The organism is Candidatus Firestonebacteria bacterium RIFOXYD2_FULL_39_29, assembly GCA_001778375.1.
Lineage (GTDB): Bacteria > Oederibacteriota > D2-FULL-39-29 > D2-FULL-39-29 > D2-FULL-39-29 > D2-FULL-39-29.
On record MFGV01000041.1, the window covers coordinates 31,625 to 51,507 of the forward strand.

At 39.5% G+C, this 19,883-nt stretch carries 16 protein-coding genes; all 16 read left to right on the forward strand.

Features of this window, described 5'->3' with window-relative positions; all coding sequences use genetic code 11:
* Window positions 1-50 precede the first annotated feature (50 nt).
* The 16 genes from A2536_10010 (at window position 51) to A2536_10085 (ending at window position 19,665) form a co-directional block, all read left to right on the forward strand.
* Complete coding sequence (locus A2536_10010; GenBank protein OGF46638.1) at window positions 51-362, forward strand: hypothetical protein; 312 nt, start codon at window positions 51-53, stop codon at window positions 360-362.
* The gene (locus A2536_10015; protein OGF46622.1) at window positions 325-1,071 is read left to right on the forward strand and encodes a tRNA (adenosine(37)-N6)-threonylcarbamoyltransferase complex dimerization subunit type 1 TsaB; all 747 of its coding nucleotides are present in this window, start codon (window positions 325-327) and stop codon (window positions 1,069-1,071) included. The genes A2536_10010 and A2536_10015 overlap by 38 nt, the downstream gene beginning before the upstream one ends.
* 151 nt (window positions 1,072-1,222) lie before the next feature.
* Complete coding sequence (locus A2536_10020) at window positions 1,223-1,672, forward strand: ribosomal-protein-alanine N-acetyltransferase (protein ID OGF46623.1); 450 nt, start codon at window positions 1,223-1,225, stop codon at window positions 1,670-1,672.
* A gap of 11 nt (window positions 1,673-1,683) precedes the next feature.
* The gene (locus A2536_10025) at window positions 1,684-2,577 is read left to right on the forward strand and encodes a hypothetical protein (protein OGF46624.1); all 894 of its coding nucleotides are present in this window, start codon (window positions 1,684-1,686) and stop codon (window positions 2,575-2,577) included.
* A 145-nt stretch (window positions 2,578-2,722) separates the two neighbouring features.
* Window positions 2,723-4,567, forward strand: a complete 1,845-nt coding sequence (locus tag A2536_10030) for a hypothetical protein (GenBank protein ID OGF46625.1) — start codon at window positions 2,723-2,725, stop codon at window positions 4,565-4,567.
* Between the two features lie 76 nt (window positions 4,568-4,643).
* On the forward strand, window positions 4,644-5,078 hold the full coding sequence (locus A2536_10035; GenBank protein OGF46626.1) for a hypothetical protein: 435 nt from the start codon (window positions 4,644-4,646) through the stop codon (window positions 5,076-5,078).
* Between the two features lie 69 nt (window positions 5,079-5,147).
* Window positions 5,148-6,584: a hypothetical protein gene (locus A2536_10040; GenBank protein OGF46627.1), complete on the forward strand. Its 1,437-nt coding sequence runs from the start codon at window positions 5,148-5,150 to the stop codon at window positions 6,582-6,584.
* Between the two features lie 183 nt (window positions 6,585-6,767).
* Window positions 6,768-7,805 (forward strand): hypothetical protein, encoded by a 1,038-nt coding sequence (locus tag A2536_10045; protein ID OGF46628.1) that lies wholly within the window; start codon window positions 6,768-6,770, stop codon window positions 7,803-7,805.
* A 44-nt stretch (window positions 7,806-7,849) separates the two neighbouring features.
* Window positions 7,850-10,048, forward strand: a complete 2,199-nt coding sequence (locus A2536_10050) for a hypothetical protein (protein OGF46629.1) — start codon at window positions 7,850-7,852, stop codon at window positions 10,046-10,048.
* 144 nt (window positions 10,049-10,192) lie between these two features.
* Complete coding sequence (locus A2536_10055) at window positions 10,193-11,743, forward strand: hypothetical protein (GenBank protein ID OGF46630.1); 1,551 nt, start codon at window positions 10,193-10,195, stop codon at window positions 11,741-11,743.
* Window positions 11,744-11,746: 3 nt separating this feature from the next.
* On the forward strand, window positions 11,747-12,877 hold the full coding sequence (locus A2536_10060) for an oxidoreductase (GenBank protein ID OGF46631.1): 1,131 nt from the start codon (window positions 11,747-11,749) through the stop codon (window positions 12,875-12,877).
* The gene (locus A2536_10065; GenBank protein OGF46632.1) at window positions 12,874-14,244 is read left to right on the forward strand and encodes a hypothetical protein; all 1,371 of its coding nucleotides are present in this window, start codon (window positions 12,874-12,876) and stop codon (window positions 14,242-14,244) included. Before A2536_10060 ends, A2536_10065 begins: the two co-directional genes overlap by 4 nt.
* The gene (locus tag A2536_10070; GenBank protein OGF46633.1) at window positions 14,241-16,655 is read left to right on the forward strand and encodes a hypothetical protein; all 2,415 of its coding nucleotides are present in this window, start codon (window positions 14,241-14,243) and stop codon (window positions 16,653-16,655) included. Before A2536_10065 ends, A2536_10070 begins: the two co-directional genes overlap by 4 nt.
* Entirely contained in the window at window positions 16,652-17,740 is a 1,089-nt protein-coding gene (locus tag A2536_10075; GenBank protein ID OGF46634.1) for a hypothetical protein, read from the forward strand. Before A2536_10070 ends, A2536_10075 begins: the two co-directional genes overlap by 4 nt.
* 68 nt (window positions 17,741-17,808) lie before the next feature.
* Window positions 17,809-19,050 (forward strand): hypothetical protein, encoded by a 1,242-nt coding sequence (locus A2536_10080; protein OGF46635.1) that lies wholly within the window; start codon window positions 17,809-17,811, stop codon window positions 19,048-19,050.
* 63 nt (window positions 19,051-19,113) lie between these two features.
* Window positions 19,114-19,665, forward strand: coding sequence for a hypothetical protein (locus A2536_10085; protein OGF46636.1), 552 nt, complete (start codon window positions 19,114-19,116; stop codon window positions 19,663-19,665).
* Window positions 19,666-19,883: the final 218 nt, after the last annotated feature.

Here is a 19,883-nt window from a genome sequence, read left to right on the forward strand (position 1 = left end):
TCCCTGTCGGCAGGGTGAAAATCAGTAATTGGCCTTTAAAAGAAAAACTTATAAAAGTATTGATATATACGGTGCTTGCCGTTGTTGCCTATTTTTTTCTGGCAGGCAATGCGGGCCTTGTTCACCTTGTTCAGTCAAAACTTGAAAAGTCAAAAATAGAGAGAGATATAAACTCACTGGAAGAAGAAAACAGAAAAGCGACAGCGGAGATACAAGCCCTTCGCAGCGACTTAAAATCCGTGGAAAGGATTGCCAGAGAAGAGCTGGGTCTTATAAAAAAAGGCGAAGTGGTCTACAAATTCATAATAAAGAAAGAGAGTGAAAATGATAGTTTTGGCAGTAGAAACGGCAACAAGCGCTGAAAGCGTTGCGTTAGTTTCAGAGGATAAAGTATTAGCTGAATCTGATTCTTTCATTGAATTTGGTCATTCTTCGACTCTTATGAGTAGTATTGAAAAAGTGTTTAAAATCGCCCGTATTGATATTTCTTCTATTGATGCTATTGCTGTTTCTGCCGGCCCCGGTTCATTTACCGGGCTACGTGTCGGTTTTTCTCTTGCAAAAGGCCTTGCTTATGCGGCAAAGAAACCCTTCTATTCAATTCCTACACTTGATGCTCTTGCGTATTTGTATTCTAAATCCGGCAAAGATATTATTGAATTGACAGGAAAAAAAATGAAGTCAGTGAATCTTCTATGCCCTCTTTTGGACGCAAGAAAAGAGGAATATTACTTTTCCCTTTACTCTGAAACCGGTAAAGGCATCATAAAAATACTTCCAGAAAATTCTCTATCCCTTACCGCCTTAATAAAAACAGTGAAAAGTATTAAATCCGAAAAAATAGTATTTATTGGCAACGGAACTCTTAAGTGCAGAGCAGAACTTGAAAAAATCTTTAAGAATGCTTCTTTCCCTGATATTCTTCCCAAAGCTTCTGCAGTTGGCGCTTTAGCGCTTTTAAAACTCCAAAAAGGTGAAAAGCAGGATTTTAATAAAACTCTTCCCCTGTACATAAGGAAGCCGGACGCAGTAATAAAGAAGCAAGGAAAGCAGGGAAAGAAAGAGAAGTAAGGGCAGAAAGGACAGTAAAAGAAGAAAGTGACAAAACATTAAAATAGTATTCGTTATATGTTTTGTCATCCTGGAGTGTTTTTATCCAGGATCCAGTGTCGGTGTTTGTATCAGTGGAATAAGTAAAAAGAGCACATAACGAAGAGGGAATATGCTTGAAATAGCTAAAATGCTCGAATCCGACGTAGACTCTGTTGCGGCTCTTGAAGCGAACGTATTTACCCTGCCCTGGTCGAGGGCTCTTATTTTAAAAGATATTAAAGAAAATAATAGTGCGAGGTTTTTTACTGCCAGAGAGGATAATTTACTTGTCGGTTACGGAGGCTTTTGGCTTCTTCAAGATGAGATGAATATTGTTAATATCGCAGTTCATCCTGAGCATAGGAAAAAAGGACTGGGAAAACAACTTCTCAAACACTTATTAACAGAAGGTTTGAAAGAAGGCGCTAAGTTTGCAACTCTGGATGTAAGGGTCAATAATACAGCGGCAAAAAAACTTTATGAAAGCGCCGGTTTTATTTTGATAGCAGTAAGGAAAAAATATTATACTGATAATCAGGAAGATGCCTTGGTTATGTGGCTTAATCCGATTAAACTTTAAAAAGGAGCAGAGTGAAAGACAAGGCAAAAGGAATATGGTACGGCGTTATCGCCTGTGTTACGTGGGGTACTATTTGGCCGCTGGGTAAATGGATAAACAACAACTATGATCTTAGCCCTTATTATTTTGCGGCGTTCCGGTTCCTCTTTGCAGGTGTTGCGCTTTTAATTTTTCTTTTGGTTAAAAAAGATAAAGCCTTTTGGATGACTTTAAAAAACCACTGGGGGCTGGCTATTATACTCGGCTTTTTCGGAGTATTTGGAATGGGTTCTCTGGTATTTTTGTCTATTAAATACACTACTATTGTTAACTCTGCTCTACTTATGAATTCAAACACTCTTTTTATTATTTTCTTTTCGCTTTTTTTGGGAGAAAAAATCAGTAAAGTTAAAATATTTGCTGTAATAATGGGTTTGCTGGGCTGTTATCTTATAATTAACAACGGGTTTGCTTTTAAAATGCTGGGTAGTGAAACAATAAAAGGCGATCTTCTCGCGCTGGGCGCTTCGGTCTGCTGGGCGGCTTATACCGTAATAGGAAAAGCAAAAGTAAAGGATGTGGATTCAACTCATCTTACTGCTTTGAATTTTATCTTTGGCGCGCTTATGATATTTGCATTGATATTCTTTATGAAAGCTCCGGTAGCAGATGCTTTCTCGCCGTTACCGCTCCTTGGAATTATTTATATAGGTCTGATTCCCACAGCTTACGGTTTTACCATCTGGTATTATGCCCTGGAGTATGTTGAAGCCGGAGTACTAAGTTTATTCCAGTTTATTATCCCTCTGATGACTGCAGTTTTTGGCGTCTTCTTCTTTCATGAGAAATTCACATTGTTTACCTTTATTGGAATGGTTCTGATTCTTGCAGGTATAACAGTAGCGTCTAAAACGAGCAAGGAATAAAAACAAAATTACGATTTACGAATGACGATTGACAATTTAATGTAGGCAGGAAAAGCTTTGCCAATATAGAGATACCATATTAATGTGGAACGTGAGTAACGTGATAACGTGCAACGTTCTAACAGTTTCATTACAGGGGGGTTTTATGCAAAAGGTTAAACTTGAAAGAACAGAGTCATTTGCTGTACTGGTAAAGGCTTATCCAAAGTATTTCACTCACGGGAAAGGACGGTCTATAGTTTTTGGTAAATGGGACTCGGAAGGATTTTCTGTGTTCTCCTTTGGCAAAGATATTTCGGTAATGTACAACGAAGAGGGTGAGATTTTCAGAGCTCTGGGTCTTCTCATGGTGGAGTTGGAGAAGAATAAGAAGGGTGTAATAAAGATCAGACAGATCCCTCCGTTTAAATTCAGGGGATTGATGCTGGATAGTTCCAGGAATGCCGTTATGACCGTGGAAGCCGGAAAGAAGATGATAATGAAACTTGCACTCTTAGGATATAATGCGCTTTGTTTTTATACGGAAGATACTTATGAAGTCGAAAATGAACCGCTTATCGGGTATTTGAGGGGAAAATATACCATGAAGGAGATGAAAGAGCTGGATGATTATGCTTTCATGTTCGGGATTGAAATGTTTCCCTGTATCCAAACCCTGGGACACATGCCTCATATTTTTAAACATAATAAATATTTTGAATATAAAGATGATGACCGGTGCTTTAATGTTAGATATAAAAAAAGCTATGTTTTGCTTGAAAAAATGATGAAAAGCGCTACAAAACCTTTCAGATCAAAAAGGATACATCTGAGCATGGACGAGGTGCACGGTTTGGGGCTTGGAAATGCTTTTTTACCGGGAAAAGTAAACGATCCGAGAGAGTTGTTTGTTAAACATACCATAAGAGTTATGAAACTTTGCAAAAAACTCAGGTTAAAGCCGATGATTTACGGGGATACTATGGTAGGCTTTTGCGGTTCAAAACCATTTACTACGGAACAAAGAAAGTTGATTCCAAAAGATCTTAAAGTAGTGTACTGGGATTATTACAGTACAAAGAAGGAAGTCTATGATAATTATATTAAACAATATGAAGCGGCCGGTTTTAATCCGATGATCTCTCCCGGGATCTGGAACTGGCACAGGCTTTGGCCGATATATCCTAAAGCAGAGAACAATCTGGATCTTTTCATGCCTGTAGCTTCCGAACATGGTATTACGGAATCTCTTATTACGGCCTGGGGTGATGACGGGAATGAAGCTCCGTTTGATGCCAGCTGGCCGGCGCTTGTTCTTCATAGCGAATATTGCTGGTCGAAAAAAGCGGATAAGGGCCTTGTAAAAAAGCAGGTAAAAATTATTTCAGGAAACTCATTTGAAGCATTAGTCTCTCCGTGGGTTCTTGATGTGACGGATAAAAAAAGCGCGTATTTGCGTACTCCAGTTTCTGTCGGCAGGGCTTTTCTCTATGATGATCCTATAACCGGTATATTTTCGGGACATGCTTTTGGGAGAAAACTAAACCCGTACTATGAAAAAGCTTACAAGACGATCAAGTCGGCAATTACGGAAGAAAAAGAAAATAAAGATCTCTTAAGCTTTCCTCTTTTACTTGCTGATGTTTTAAGATTAAAAGCGGATTTTAAACAAAATGCCTACAAAGCTTACAATTCCGGAAATAATACTGCCTTAAAAAAAATGGTAAAAGATGCCGGAGAACTAAAAAAGAGAATTAAAAAACTCTGGCAGGTTCAAAGAATTATCTGGCTTAAAGAAAGAAAGCCATTTGGATTGGATGTGCTTGATCTGCGGTATGCCGGACTTCTCGGACGCCTTGATGTCTTCAAAGAAAGAGTAAACGAATATTTAAGCGGAAAGATTGACTCAATTCCCGAGTTAGAAGAAAAGCCGCAAAAATGCTACGGTGATTTCCCCTTTTGCAGTTTAAAATTTTACAAGGATCTTGCCTGTTTTCATATCCCGATTTAGATTCGCTGAAGGAAAAAGATATTAGGGAAGAAACTCCTCGAGTGCTCTCTTTAGGCTCAAAGGAAGGAAGAGTAATATGAAATTGATATCAACAGGAATAAAATGGCTGGATGAAATACTTGATGGAGGAATTTACAGGGGCAATTCTATCATTATAGAAGGCCCTCCCGGAAGCGGCAAAACAATATTTGGCCTGCAATTCATATATCAAGGCAATAAGCCTGCAATATATATCTCATCAAAAGAGACGGAAAAAACGATAGTAAACTACGGAAAAAGTTTTAAATGGAAATTAGCCGGAGCAATAAAACAAAAGAAATTATTCGTAATATCGGATTATGAAAAAGTACTTAAGAGTATATTGTCATTCAAGGGGAGCTATTTAGAGAAAATAATACACGATAAAGGAGTGAGAAATATAGTAATAGACGATATAAATAAATTATTTGAGGTGTTTAAGGATGATATATCCCCTCATTCAATATCGGTGTTTTTAAAAATATCGGATTAAAGAAAGTAAAATTACAATAATTAAAAGTTGAGAATAAAAGGTCCTTATAATTGATAGAGAGGAGGTCTAATGGGTTTGATAAAGCGAATTAAAGAAAAGGTTAAAGAATCAAAGTTTTTCTTTGTTTCATTCACTGCGCACTTGTTGATACTATTTTTAGTCAGTGGAATAGTTATAGTAAATCCGACAATGAGGAAAACAGTTTTTAGAGGTATCCTTCAAATGGGCGGCGGCGGAAAGGCAGAGACGCCGGAGTGGGAAACACAAAAACAACTTCCGTCTTCAAAATCTGTCGATATTCCTTCAATGACAAAGCAAGAGATCAAGGTTACTGACGCTAAAGTCGTTATTAACACAACGATGGCTGATAAAAATCAGTCAAGCGCTGTTATTAAGCCGCTGGATATTGTCGGAGCCGGAGGCGGTGAGGGCGGCGGTATGGGTACCGGTATCGGTAAAGGAATAGGTGCGGGTATCGGTATTTTCTCTGCCAGAATGAACAGGACGGAAATGGCAAAGAAATATGGCGGATCTCCGATGACGGAAACTTCGGTCAATAAAGGTCTTGAATATCTATTTGCGAAACAAAATGCCGACGGTTCATGGGAAGTCAAGCCAAAAGTATTTGAAGGCTGGCAGGTAAGAGAACCGGAAATAGCAATTAGCAGTTTTGCAACATTAGCTTTTTTAGGTGCAGGGTATAGAGTGGATTCTCCTCATAAATATGCGAAAACATTGCAAAAGGCAATTAAATATTTAGTTTCGAAGCAGACTCCCAATGGTTATATCAGCGGAGATACGACATATAAGCCGGAAACAATGTATGTTCATTGCATAGCATCAATAGCATTATCCGAGGCGTTCGCAGTAGGAGGGGCGAGTAATATAAAAGCGAATCTGGAAAAAGCGATAAAAATAATTATATCGGCGCAAGAAGTTGAAAAAACCGAAGCTAACAAAGGCGGTTGGAGGTATGGACCCGGAAGCGGAGATAGTGATTTGTCCGTAAGCGGTTGGGCTATAATGGCGCTTAAGGATGCCTTCTATAGCAACATACTTAAATTGGAAATTAAGAATGCTCTGGAGGCATCGGCAAAATATGTTATAAAAACAGATGGCCGCTACATGACACAGGGGGCCTTTGCGAGTGCTACAGATGCAACCAGACCAATTGCAATATTTTGTCTTTTTATTACGGGAAAATCGGATGATCCGTTGATTAAAAAATTGACTGACAGTTTATGTATGGATATATCAAAAGTGGATTATTATCAGATGTATTACAATAATTTGGCGCTGTTTCAAATAGGCGGAAAAAAATGGGAAGATTGGAATAAAACATTCAGAGAATTCATTGTAACAAAGCAAAACCAGGATGGGAGTTTTCAGCCTTTAAAGCAGGGTCTTGAAAATAAAATCGGCTTCAATTATACAACTGCGATGGCAGTATTATGTCTGGAAATATACTATCGTTATTTACCGATATATCAGATTGTAAATAAATAGTTAAGCAATAAGTTGGATCCGCGCTTATCAACGCAGAGCATACGGGCTAAAAGATCCTGAATTTAATATAAGCAAAAAGGACTGTAAGGGAGCAATTTACAGTCCTTTTTCATTTTTGCCTATTGACAAAAATGAAATATTGATGTATACTACCAGTAACATACCAGTAATAACGGAGGTAGGGTGGATTTATTATATAGGGAGATAGCTGAGAAAATAAGAAAGAAAATTGCTGGCGGTAGATATTCTGTAAATTCTAAGCTGCCAAGCGAAGCGGATCTTTCAGGGGAACTAAAAGTCAGCCGGCCTACTATTAAGAATGCTGTACGCGTCCTTGTTAATGAAGGTGTGCTTTCCTGTGTACCTTCAGTAGGCAGTTTTATTCTCAGAAAACCGGGAGAAAGAATAATTATCGGTTATATTGCTCCGGATCTTTCAGACCCTTTTCATACCGACATGATCTCCTGTGTTGAGAAACTGACAAACGAAAAAGGATATGGTCTTACAGTTGCTGCGAGTGGTGAAACGGTCGAGGAGGAAAGTAGAGCTGTAGTAAGATTGGTAAAAAACGGAGCCGTAGGTGTTCTTGCTTCAAGATCTCTTAACATTGCCTTAGAAAAAAGCAGATTTAAAATTCCTCTAGTGTGGTGCGGCGGGATCCCTGCTGATTCGGAAAATGACAGGGTAACAATTGACAATAAAAAAGGAATGTTGCTGCTTGTGGAACATCTGATTTCCCTGGGAGTAAAAAAAATAGGATATGTGGAAGCTGAAAAAAAATCGAAATTTATGAGCGAGAGAGGCCGTGAATTAAAAAATATACTTGCGGATAAGATAATCAAAGTGAGAGACGAATGGTTTGTCTGTTCTGACGTAAGCGGTGAAGAGGGCGAACATAATCTCTTTGAACGCTTTTTGAAAAACGGTCTGCCGGAGGCGATAATTTGTTATAACGATCTGACAGCTGCGGGTATAATAAATGCGGCTTTAGAAAATAAAATATCCGTCCCTGAAAGATTAAAGATAACAGGGTTCGACAATATCGGATTGAGTCGTTTTTTTAAAGTTCCCATTACCACCGTGAATTATAAGATAGCCGTTATAGCGGAGCAGGCGCTGGAACTGCTTTTAAAAAGGATATCCGGCTCAAGAGAAAATACTGTAACGGCAATAATTGAACCGGAGCTGATTGTAAGGCAATCAACGAAGCTGCTGGAGTAAATTGAGATTTGTAGATTATTTAATAAATAATGACAGGAGGGAATATGCATAGAATAATCAGAAGTGTAATGATTGTCGCAATTGGATTTTGTATTTTTTCTTACGGGGCGGAGGAAGGTGAAAAGATAGAGAAAACAGGGTGGGTGATCTATAAACCTGTAAAGGCTCATTTTTCTTATGAGCATGCGGCGAATGAATTAGCGCGTTACATTAAAGAAATGAGCGGCGTGGCTGTTGCTATAAAGACGGATAAGGAAGTAAAACCTGAAGACAAGGTTAGATTAATTATTGGAGACAGCGCGGTAAATGATTTAACAAAGGATTTAATGTCAAAAGGAAAAATTCCCGTTCCGAAAACTTTGGGAGAGGGCGGATATTTTATTAAGAGTGTAATTGATGACGGCAGAACAAATATAGTGTTTGCCGGGACCAGGGGCAGGGGTGCGATGTATGCCGTCTATAACTATCTGAGAAAATATTGTGACTGCGGGTATTTCAGAGATGGGGATTATATTCCAAAAAGAATAAGTATTCCGGTTAAAAATATAGAATTTTCCGACATACCTGTTTTTCCCATAAGGGAGGGATTTGCGTTTACGTCTATTAAAGGACCGATGTCCAAGTACTCCAATTGCTGGGATTTTGAGTACTGGAAATTATGGGCGGATTTTTCAGTGAAGACAGGGGCGAATGTTCTGCATCATTATGTTATGTGGGGTGATATTCCCTATAAAGTATTTGACAAACTTGATATAAATGATGCTGTCAACCGGTCAGGGGATGTTTTGGCTCCCAAAGACAGGTCAGCCCTTAATAAGAAAATGCTTGATTATATGAGAACTCTTGATGTTGATATCTGGTACGGATTTGGCGGTACCTGGGGTTCTGTACCAAAATCTTTTAACTCAGCTTACCCCGGGCATAGTATGTTAAATGCTACTCTTTTACTGCCGGAAGATAAGGATTTTGATGCAATAATGAAAAAAATATGGGCAGAGTATATAAAAGAATTTGGAAAAGCGGACAGATATTTTATCATATATAATCCTGAGGGCAAGGCGGAGATGAGGTATGATGCTTATGATAAGGCCGTCAAAATATTCAGGGAGCTGGATCCGACTGCTAAGTTTATGTTTTGGAGCTGGGACCTGGACTGGGGGACGGGAAATAAAAACATAGAAGAGTTTAATAAAAGGCTTCCCAAGGATTGTTTAGTTCAGGATCAATCCGAAGCAAAACGGGGTTTAAAGTCCGAGGGTAATCATTTTGGCGGCAGGGATTGGATACATTGTGAAAGAGCCATAGGGGAGTTTTTTTCTGGAGACAGATTAGGCAAAGGTTTCGGGGATTTCAGGGGCGACCGAATAATAAATGACGGGGTTACTGCTGAGAGTAAGATACCTGTCGGATGCAAAGGTGCTACTTTTTATAATGAGCTTGATTCCGGGAATTTTCTTGCTTTCTCCATAGCTATGGATACCGAGTGGAATCCGGGTAAAATAAAGAAGTCTTTTGACAAAGGGGAATGGCTGGAAAGGTATATTATTGAAAGATACGGAAAAGAATCTGCAATTAATATGGGAGCAAGCTTAAAAGAAACTTTTAAAGCGAACCTTGGAGACGGTAAATATATTGAAGGAGAAGACAAGATAATAGATAATGCCGTAAAACTGGCGCTAAAAGAGAAAGACAGACAAAAAGACAATCAGCGATATGTGTATTATATGTATGACATGGTGACGCAGGCTCTTTGGGACTCCGGGTGGGCAAAATATCAGCTTATAAAGGATTCTTTCAGTAAAGACCCGAAATCTTCTGATACAAAGAAATATCTTGCTAAAGCCAAAGAATATATAGAAATGTTGAACGATATTATGGCAAGTCAGAATCGCGATAAATTGAGTATAACTTTTGATAGTATTACTTCCAGGTCTCCGATGGCAGATAAATCTGAAGTAGCCCTTACAATAGGATCAAGAACCTTTCAAATTATAGTATATGAAAATTGGTACCTTAATTTTTACAGACAATATGTTGCATCATTAAGGGTCCTTGAGAAATCAATAGCGCAGGGAAAACTGCCTGCTCAAAGCGAAATAGATGCCGCTTTAAAAGAAATCAAGCCGGACTGGAATTATTGGAATCCGGCAGCTATTCAAAAGATAGGCAGTTATAAACCCAAAAAAGATACATTAACTCTTATTGAAGAAGCATCAAATAAAGGGATCTTTTTAGTTAAATAGTGAGTTAGTAATCTGTTGAAAAACTCGATTTAAGGCTATACACTGAAATTCTCCGGGAGAATTGTCTTTTGTGAACAGGGGTATAATGAAAGAAAAATAGATTAATTTCAAATAACTGCTAAATCATTAAAAGCCGGAGGTAACATGATACGTTCTATTAAATTATCTCTCAAAGACCTTTTAGGAAAAGAATATATGGAAGGTGTTGTTGAAAACGCCGTTCTATTTTTAGGGTTAAAGAAAAACGAAGCTCTTAAACTTGCGGCTGAGAAGGTGGAGTTTTATCCCGGGGATTACGAGAAGAGGGCGGATAATCTTATTAAAAGTATCGGGACCCGGGTTTGTAAATCACTATATAAAACGGCTTCTGGAGCGGCAACTGATAGTTTTAATAAGGCAACGAATTTAAAAGCGGCTCCTCTTGGCGGTTTTGCGTTTTTTCGCATCGGCGAGGATGGGCGCCTTTATTTGATCTCTAAGAGCGAGCATTACCACGCATCGCTGGGTCACAACTTCCCCGGATATAGGTTGCTGCAGATCGCCGGAATGCTTGGTATTACCAATATCACCCATAACAATACTCGGGGTTTTATTACCCGCCGTCTTGAGGAAGAGCTGATCCGCACGGTCAATGGATTGAAAAAAAACGATATTAAAGATGTTGAAAAGATAAGGATATCCGGAGATAAACACATTCTTAGCAGGGTTTTAAATCTCGAAACCGGGTCACTGGCCGTAGAAGCAGGGATTAAGATGATGCTTTCGAGATTTTACCGGTTGGATAAAAAATCGGACGTGCCCATAAATGCTGGAAAGACGCCGGTCTTTCTTGTAATGGGAGATAATGAGGGAGGGAAAAATTCAAATTATCACGGAACGACTATTTTCGCGCAGATGATGCGCGGTATGTGGCCAAAGATGCATGAAAAAGCGGTTAAGGCGGGTGTTTCGCTGACTATTCCTGTAAGCATAAATGATATTAAAGATTTCAAAAAGAAATTTAAAAAGTATAATACAGGCAAATACATGATTGCCGGGTTTTTGCACGAGATAATAATGATGAATTATGGCGGGATAAAATTAAAACAGAATTATCTGAAAAAAGTTTATAAAATTTGCCATAAAAATAATGTCCCGGTTCTTGTTGACGAGATTCAATCCTGCATCTGGTATCCCGGAATGTATCTTTTTAAACTTTACGGGCTGCATCCCGACTTCGTCGCAATCGGCAAGGGTTTTCCGGGAGGACAATATCCTGCATCAAAAATAATAATGACAAAAGAAATGGATACTCTTAACCAGTTTGGCGCGCTTGTTACGAACGGGCAGGAGGAGCTGGCCTCGCTTGCGTATTTGATAACTATGGCTTTTGCGGAAGCGAATGCGCCGCATATAAATGAAATCGGAAAGTACTATGAAAAATCTCTGAGAAAAATGGCGGAAAAATACAAGGGTATCGTAAATATGATTGAAGGCAGGGAACTTCTTTCGTCAATATGTTTTAAAACAGCCGAACAAGCTGCGAAGTTTGCCGAGTTGCTGGCTGCTGAAGGCATTGACATAAGCGCCCAGACATACAAAGCAAATTGTCCGCCCGCGGCTTTAACAAAACTTCCCATTATTTCTACAAAAAAAATGGTGAAGTACCTTATCTGTAAAATGGAATCAGCGTTTATGCGCATGAAAACGGAGTAAATTATGGAAAAAGTTAAGTTTGGAATAATAGGATGCGGTCTTATGGGCCGGGAGTTTGCAAGTGCAGCTGCAAGGTGGTGCCATCTTGAAGGAGATATTCCGGCGCCCGAGATAATAGGCATCTCGGATACGAATGCCGCGTCATTTGGTTGGTTTGATAAACATTTCCCCGGAATAAAAAAGAAAAGTTCTGATTGTAATGAGCTTCTAAATATGAAAGAAATAGAGGCAATCTATTGCGCCGTACCGCACAACCTTCACGAGAAATTATATATAGATATAATAAACTCGGGAAAACATCTTCTTGGTGAAAAACCCTTTGGAATTGACAAGACTGCAAATGAAAATATACTTGCCGCTGTTAAGAAGAACCCAAAGGTTTTTGTCAGGTGTTCTTCAGAGTTTCCGTTCTATCCTGCGGCTCAGAGACTCTGGGACTGGATAGAGAAGAAAGAGTTCGGGCGTATATTAGAAGTTAAAGCCGGTTTTTGTCATTCGAGCGATATGGACCTAAATAAACCTGTTAACTGGAAGAGACAGTCAAAATACAACGGGGAATATGGCTGTTTGGGAGACCTGGGAATACATGCAGAACATATACCCTTCCGGGCGGGTTGGGTTCCAAAAAATGTCCACGCGCGGCTTTCAAAGTTTGTTGAAAAACGTCCTGACGGCAGTGGTAAAATGGCAGAATGCGATGTCTGGGATAATGCTTCTCTTTCTTGCGAGGTAAAAACAGAGCAGGGACCGTTCCCTATGTTTATAGAAACTAAGAGAATGGATCCCGGTGCTACAAATATGTGGTATCTTCAGGTCAAAGGTATGAACGGGTCTGCATATTTTACCACGGATGATTCTAACGCCTTTCATTATCTGAAAACTGACGGAAAGGAACAGCCGTGGTCGAGGATAGTTGTCGGCTGTAAACCTCAGTTTCCGGTAATTACCGGAAATATATTTGAATTTGGATTTACCGACGCAATCCTGCAGATGTGGGCGGCTTTTATCTGTGAAGCTGCTGGGAAAAAAATAAAGTTCGGATGTTTCAGGCCGGAAGAGACAAAAATATCCCACTCGCTTCATACGGCGGCTTTAGAATCTCAAAAAACAAATATGACGGTGGAGGTAAAATGAGAGAACCAAAAATCGGATTTTTACCTCTTTATCTTGAACTTTACGATAAGTTTGATCCGAAAATAAGAGATGAATTTAAAAATATAGTAGAAGAGCTGAAGAAGATGCTTTCTTTGAACGCTTTTGTGGTTTCTTCAGGGATTGTAACCAAAAAAAAAGAAGCAGATTGCATGGAAAGAATTTTTAAAAAAGCAAAAGTTGAGGCTGTCTTTACTTTTCATCTTTCGTACTCTCCGAGTTATCTGGTCTCAAGCATTCTGGCAAGGTTTGGTAAACCGGTGTTCTTTCTAAATACCACGATGACCGGGAGTTATAAAAGAATGAAGCCTGAATTTCTTATGCAAAATCATGGTATTCACGGGGTTATGGACCTGGCCTCTGTTTTACGTTCGTATGGAAAAAGTTATAATATTATCTCAGGGTATCATAAAGATAAAGAATTTAAAGAAAAAATAAAGAAAACTTTAAAGAATATAGCTGCGGCCGGATCTTTTAAAGGGCAAAAGATAGGTATTACTGGAAAACCGTTTGAGATGATGGGTGATTTTGCAGTACCTTTTGGGCTTTTAAAGAAAAAGTACGGAGCAAGTGTAGTTACTGTAAAAGAATCTGAAGTTGTCTCCGAAATGAAGAAAATAAAATCCACGGCAATAACAAAAGAGATAAAGAGTGACAGGATAAAATACCGCATGCTAAACGTTCCGGAAAATGTACATGAAGAAGGCGTGCGCAGCTATCTTGCGATGAAGAGTATTGTGTGCAGGAAAAAACTGGATGCTTTTACCATGAACTTTTTGGATTATAAAATAATATCTGTACCTTTTTATGCAATTGACAGATTAATGGAAGACGGATTGGGTTATGCAGGTGAAGGTGATGTACTGACTGCAATGTTAAAAAAACTCATAGAACCATTTGCCCGCAATTTAATGTTTACAGAGTTTTTCTGTCCGGATTGGAAACGGGGGCTTATTTTGATGTCGCATATGGGAGAGAGTAATCCTGTGTTTGCTGAAAAAAAGACACGTCACAGCATTATAGCGAAAAAAGCTTTTGGCAGTGATAAACTTACTATGTACCATAAATACAAAGCAGAGAAGGGAATGATCACCTTTGTGAATATTTCCAAACTGCCGGATGGCGGATTTAAACTGGTAACCGGGCTTCTCAATATTATTGATGAAAAATTATTTGATTGTCTGGATATGCCTCAGTTTTCGGTTAAACCCTTTATTCCGGTGGGGGATTTTCTGGAAAAATACTCTATGGCCGGGGGAGGTCACCATATTTATATAGCAAAAGGCAATATTACAGGGGATATATTGAATGCCGGAACAGTTTTAGGGATGCAGGCATTAAAAATATGAGAAAAACAGATGTTTTTATAGGATTGGACCTGGGTACTTCCCAACTTAAAGGAGTAGCGGCAGATAAAGAAGGAAATATTCTTATTGCCAAAAAATGTATTTCACCGGTAATTAAAAAAGGCGGCGGTAAGTTTGAAATAGATTCAAAAAAATATTACTTTGAGATCTGCAAACTGATTAAGGCGCTTGCCGTAGAAGTGCAGGAAAACAAATACAAAATACGAGCTCTCAGCATGGCTTCTGCAAGCGGGAACACTCTTTTAATCGGAAAAAACGGAGAACCGCTTTGGAATGCAATAAGCTGGCAGGATAAAAGAATGATAGGCAGACTTAAGGGATGTTTCAAAGAGCTTGATACAAAATTGGTTCAGGAAATTTTAGGCTGGCCTTTTCTTGAAATGTTCCCGTTAGCGCATATTACCTGGTTTAAAGAGTTTAAAAAAACTATTTTTAAAAAAACCGCGCTTATAGGAATGACTTCAGAGTATGCGGCTTTTCGTTTAACCGGTAAATGGGGAATGGATCCGTCTTCCGCTACACCTTTTTACCTGGTGGATCAGAAAAAGGCTCAATACTACAAACCATATCTTGATCAGTTGAATATTAAACGAAAAATGCTTCCTGCAATTATGAAAGCAAACAGTATTTTAGGGTGTTTGACGAAAAATGCGTCTAAAGAAACAGGTTTAAAAAGAGAGGTAATTGTAATACCGGGTACTTTTGATCATCCGGCCTGCGCAAGGGGTGCCGGAGTACTTTGTCCCGGTCAGATCCTTTTATCCTGTGGAACTTCCTGGGTTGGATTTTTCCCTGTTAAAGATAGGAAGAAGATATTAAAGTTAAAAATGCTTGCGGATCCGTTCCTGCGTAAGAAGAATACCTGGGCAGGTATGTTTTCCATTCCTGAACTTGGAACTGTTATCGACGAAGCGGTAAAAGAAATTGCGGGGAAAGGGCGGTATAAGCTTTTTGATGTTCTGGCCGGAACCTATAATGGCAGATTAAAGAGGATTACCAAACCATCCTCCTGGTCTACAACATTTAAAAAAATGAGAAGAGAAGAAGCTGCTTTTCATGTTATGAGATGGTTATGTATATTGATGAAAAAAAAGATCAAAGAATTAAAGAAAATAGGGATAAAGGCTAATAAAGTATATATGGCCGGCGGGCCGTCAAGGAGCGGTATCTGGCCAAAAATAATGGCGGAAACGCTCGGAGTTGAAATAAGATGCCTGAATAAAGAATATACAGGCGCGGCAGGAGCTGCTCTGACTGCTTCAATAGGTGCAGGAGTTTTTAAAGATGAATTTGAGGCGTGGGAGAAAAGAAGAGAGAACGTAACTGTCTTTAAACCGGAATCCGGCATACGAAAAAAACTTTTTAACATAAAAGAAATTGACAAGGATGTTTATTCTAAAGAGTTGGCTGAGTTTTTGCCTGAAAAAATTCTAGATATACACTCACATATTTGGCTTAAGAAGTTTAAAATTAAAACAGAATCAGAAGACAGAGGGGCAGAGTGGCCTAAGCTTGTGGCTGAGGAAAATTCTATGGAAGATCTTCAAGCTACCTACTCTCTTCTTTTTCCGGGAAAGAAGGTTATCCCTGTTGTCTTTGGTATGCCTGAAAAATACTTGTCGCTTGAAAAAACTAATAATTATGCGTCAATAGCTGCCAAAAAAGAAAATTTTCCAAGCCTTCTGGTCAGTACGCCGGAATGGAGAGGAAAAGAACTGGAGAATAGAGTGAAAACCGGGGGATTTATCGGATTAAAACCCTATTTGAATTTTGCGCCGGGGTATATTAAAAGTAAAGATATAGAAATATTTGATTTTCTTCCAAAGGAGCAGCTTGAAGTTGCATCCAGGTTTGGCCTTGTAATAATACTTCATATTCCCCGCCCGGGAAGGCTTAAGGATCCTGTCAATATAAAACAACTCTTGGAAATAGAAAAGAGATATCCGGAAATAAAACTTGTGGTGGCGCATTTGGGCAGGACGTATTGCGAAGAGGATCTTGGGGATGCGTGTAAATTATTAGTAAAAACAAAAAATATGATGTTTGATTTTAGTGCTAATACTAATTCGGAAATAATGGAGAAATTTTTGAGGACCTTTGGCCCGGGTCGGTTGGTTTTCGGCTCGGATTTTCCCATAACCAGAATGAGGATGAAAAGAATCAATGAGAACGGAAAATATGTCAATCTTGTTCCGCCCGGACTCTATGGGGATGTGTCAAGAGATCCGTCAATGCGGGAGGCTTCGGCAAAAACGATAGAGAAGATGACTTTATTTATATATGAAGAGCTACTGGCCTTTAAAAAAGCCGCACAGAAAATGAAAATCACTTCAAAAGAAGTTGAGGATGTTTTCTATAACAATGCGGTGAAGTTATTAGGGAGAAGTCTATGAACCTGAAATATAAAAGCGACTGGGAAGAAACCAAGAAGAGATATAAAGCCTGGTGGGCTCATGACAATAACGGCCGCTGCGGTATGTGGGTAACGGCACGGTTAAAAGGCGTAAAGCCGGCCATGCTTCCTGAAGTTTCCTCGGATCCGGAGGTTAAATGGCGCAACCTTGAATATCATGCAATTAAAATTGATAATAATCAAAAAAGTACCTTCTATGGCGGAGAAGCTTTTCCTTCCTGGGACATAGGTCATCCCGGACATGATTCCATGCCTGTTTTTCTCGGGTGCAAGGTAAAACTTGAGGAAACAACCGGCTGGGTGAATCCTTTATGTACCGTAGAAAAATATGAAACTGATAAACTTGTGTTTAATGAGAATAATCCACATTTTAGGTTTGCTCTGAAATGGCAGAAGTTTGCCGTAGAAAAGGCCCGGGGCTGTTCTGTTCCTCCGGTTGTGACGGCGCTCGGTGCCTGCGGTGATGCGCTTGCCGGGATAAGGGGCAGTGAACAGCTCCTTTATGATATTCTGGATATTCCGGAAGAGGTAAAAAAAGCGGATCTTCGCTTAATAGAATTATTTATCAAATATTATTCTTGTTTTTATGAATTGGCAAAAGAGGCTGCAGAGGGTTCCTCTGCCTGGTTTCCTTTATGGGCTCCCGGAAAATTCTATCCTTTGCAAAATGATTTTGCCTATATGATATCCCCGGAGTCTTTCAGAAAAGTATTTATGCCGTCGTTGGAGAAACAAATGGAGTTTCTGGATTATTCCGTTTATCATGTTGACGGGGAAGGATGTTTTAATCATCTTGATGCGATACTTGAGATAAAAAAACTTCAAGCAGTGCAGATCCTGCCGGGGGACGGTAAACCAACTCCTTTACATTATCTTCCGCTTTTGAAAAAAGTCCAGGCGGCAAAAAAGAACCTGCATATAACTCTGGAACAAAATGAAGTTGAAGAAGCTCTTAAACTTCTTTCAGCAAAGGGATTGTTTATTCATGTCAATAATATTTTAGGATCCAAAGAAGATGTTGAAACACTGTTGAAAAATACGGAAAAATGGTCGCATGACAGATGAAATACAAGTATAATATTAAAGGTATAAAGCGAAAACAGCAACATCGGTATGAAATTACAGGAGGCTTTATGAAAGATAAAATAAAAGTAGGGGTAATTGGTGTAGGCAGGGGGCGATCTTTTATGAATGGTACCAAATATGCAGGAATGGAGCTGGTCGCGATCTGTGACAAATGGAAAGAAAAGCTGAAAGAAGTTAATAAAAAATATAATGTTGCGGTATATACTGACTATGACAAGTTCCTTAATCATAAAATGGATGCGGTGATTGTGGCAAATTACTTTCACGAACATGCACCTTTTGCTATCAAAGCGCTTAGAGCGGGAAAACATGTGATGAGTGAATGCACTCCCGCAAAGACCATGGCGGAATGTGTTGAGCTTGCCAGAGAAGTGGAAAAAAGTAAAAAAATATACGTACTGGCGGAGAATTATCCTTTTACGGCCTTTAACCAGGAGATGGCGAGATTGTACAAAACCGGGGAGATAGGAAAGATTATTTATGCTGAAGGTGAGTATAATCATCCGATGTCAGCGGAACAACTTCTCGGAATATCTCCGGGGTGGAACCACTGGAGAAGCTGGATGCCGGCTACTTACTACTGTACTCACGCGCTTGCACCGCTTATGGCAATTACGGGGGAAATGCCGGTTTCCGTGAACGGGCAGGCGATGGCAAACTGGGAATACGCAAGAAAAATGATAAGGTTTCAGGATCCGGGGTCAGTGATGCTTGTCAGAACTAAAGGCGGATCAGTTTTTCGAATATTCGGTACATTCACTCCCGGACATTCAATCTGGTACCGTCTTCATGGAACCAGGGGAAGTATGGAAAATGTAAGAAGCGAGGGATACTGGGGTAACGGTCAGGTCAGAATAGTGCATGAACCTTTTGACCTCAAGTCCGGAGAAAGCAGAGAAAAATCCTACAAACCTGAGTTTCCCGGCTGGGCAAAAGAGTTGGCGGAAAAAGCTGATCATGGCGGCGGGGATTTTTTCACAAATCATATTTTTGCACAAGCTATAAGAACCGGCAAGCAGCCATTTATGAATGTTTACAGGAGCGTTGCGCAGTCTGCGGTTGCTATTCAGGGCTGGAGAAGTTGTCTTGATAACGGTAATTATTATCCTATACCTGATTTCAGCAAAGAGTCTGAGAGAAAAAAGTACGAAAATGACAACTGGTCCCCGTTCAAAGAGGATAAGAAGAACGGCCTTCCGCCTTCCAGTATAGAAGGCGATATGGAATGGACTCCGGCAATGAGAAAAAAAGCAAAGGAGATCTGGAAAAAGACAGGATATAGACCGTAGAGAAACGTTATGAACGTTCCACGTTATCAAGTTGCTAACGAAAAGAAAAGAGGAGGTATAACAATGAGTGAATTGCCTACTGTATATATGTTAAGGGATAATCTTGAGGGTGTTTTGGCCTGCGAATTACCGGCCCCTTACTCCGTAAAGTGGTATCAAAAAGGAGATGAAAGAACCTGGGTGAATATTGTTTCTGCCGCAGAACTTAATTATGTTGGAAATTTGCAAAAGTATAAGGAGCAGTTTGGCGAAGATGCAAATATTATCAGCCAAAGACAATTATTTATTTTAAACGGTATCGGAAAACCTGTCGGGACCTGTACCTCCTGGTTTGGTACCGAAGGGAAAGATAAAGGTTCAGGCCGGATACACTGGGTGTCAATACTGCCGGAGGAACAGGGAAAAGGGCTGTCAAAACCGATGCTCTCAATTTCTTTAATGAGAATGAAAGAACTTGGTCATAAAAACGCATATCTTACCACGCAGCCTCCGAAACTGCCTGCCATATCTCTATATTTAAAATTTGGCTTTAAACCCCAATTAAGGAATGTAGGTGATGCAATTATCTGGGAAAAAATATTTGCCGAACTGAAAAAAGTTCGAAAAGGTTCATAAGCAAGTTTTAACGGCAGGAATGATATATACATGAAGACATCCGTTTTCATGTTTTAATCTTGTTTTATCTGTGCCATCTCATTTATATCGGTGTCATTAGGCCCGAATTAGTATTTTCGTCATTTCGGGCCAGCGATTCCGCAACTATAATAAATAGCCCTATAAAAACCTGTATATACCCTGAGAAAAACGATTATTACCTGTTTAAGCAAATTCGC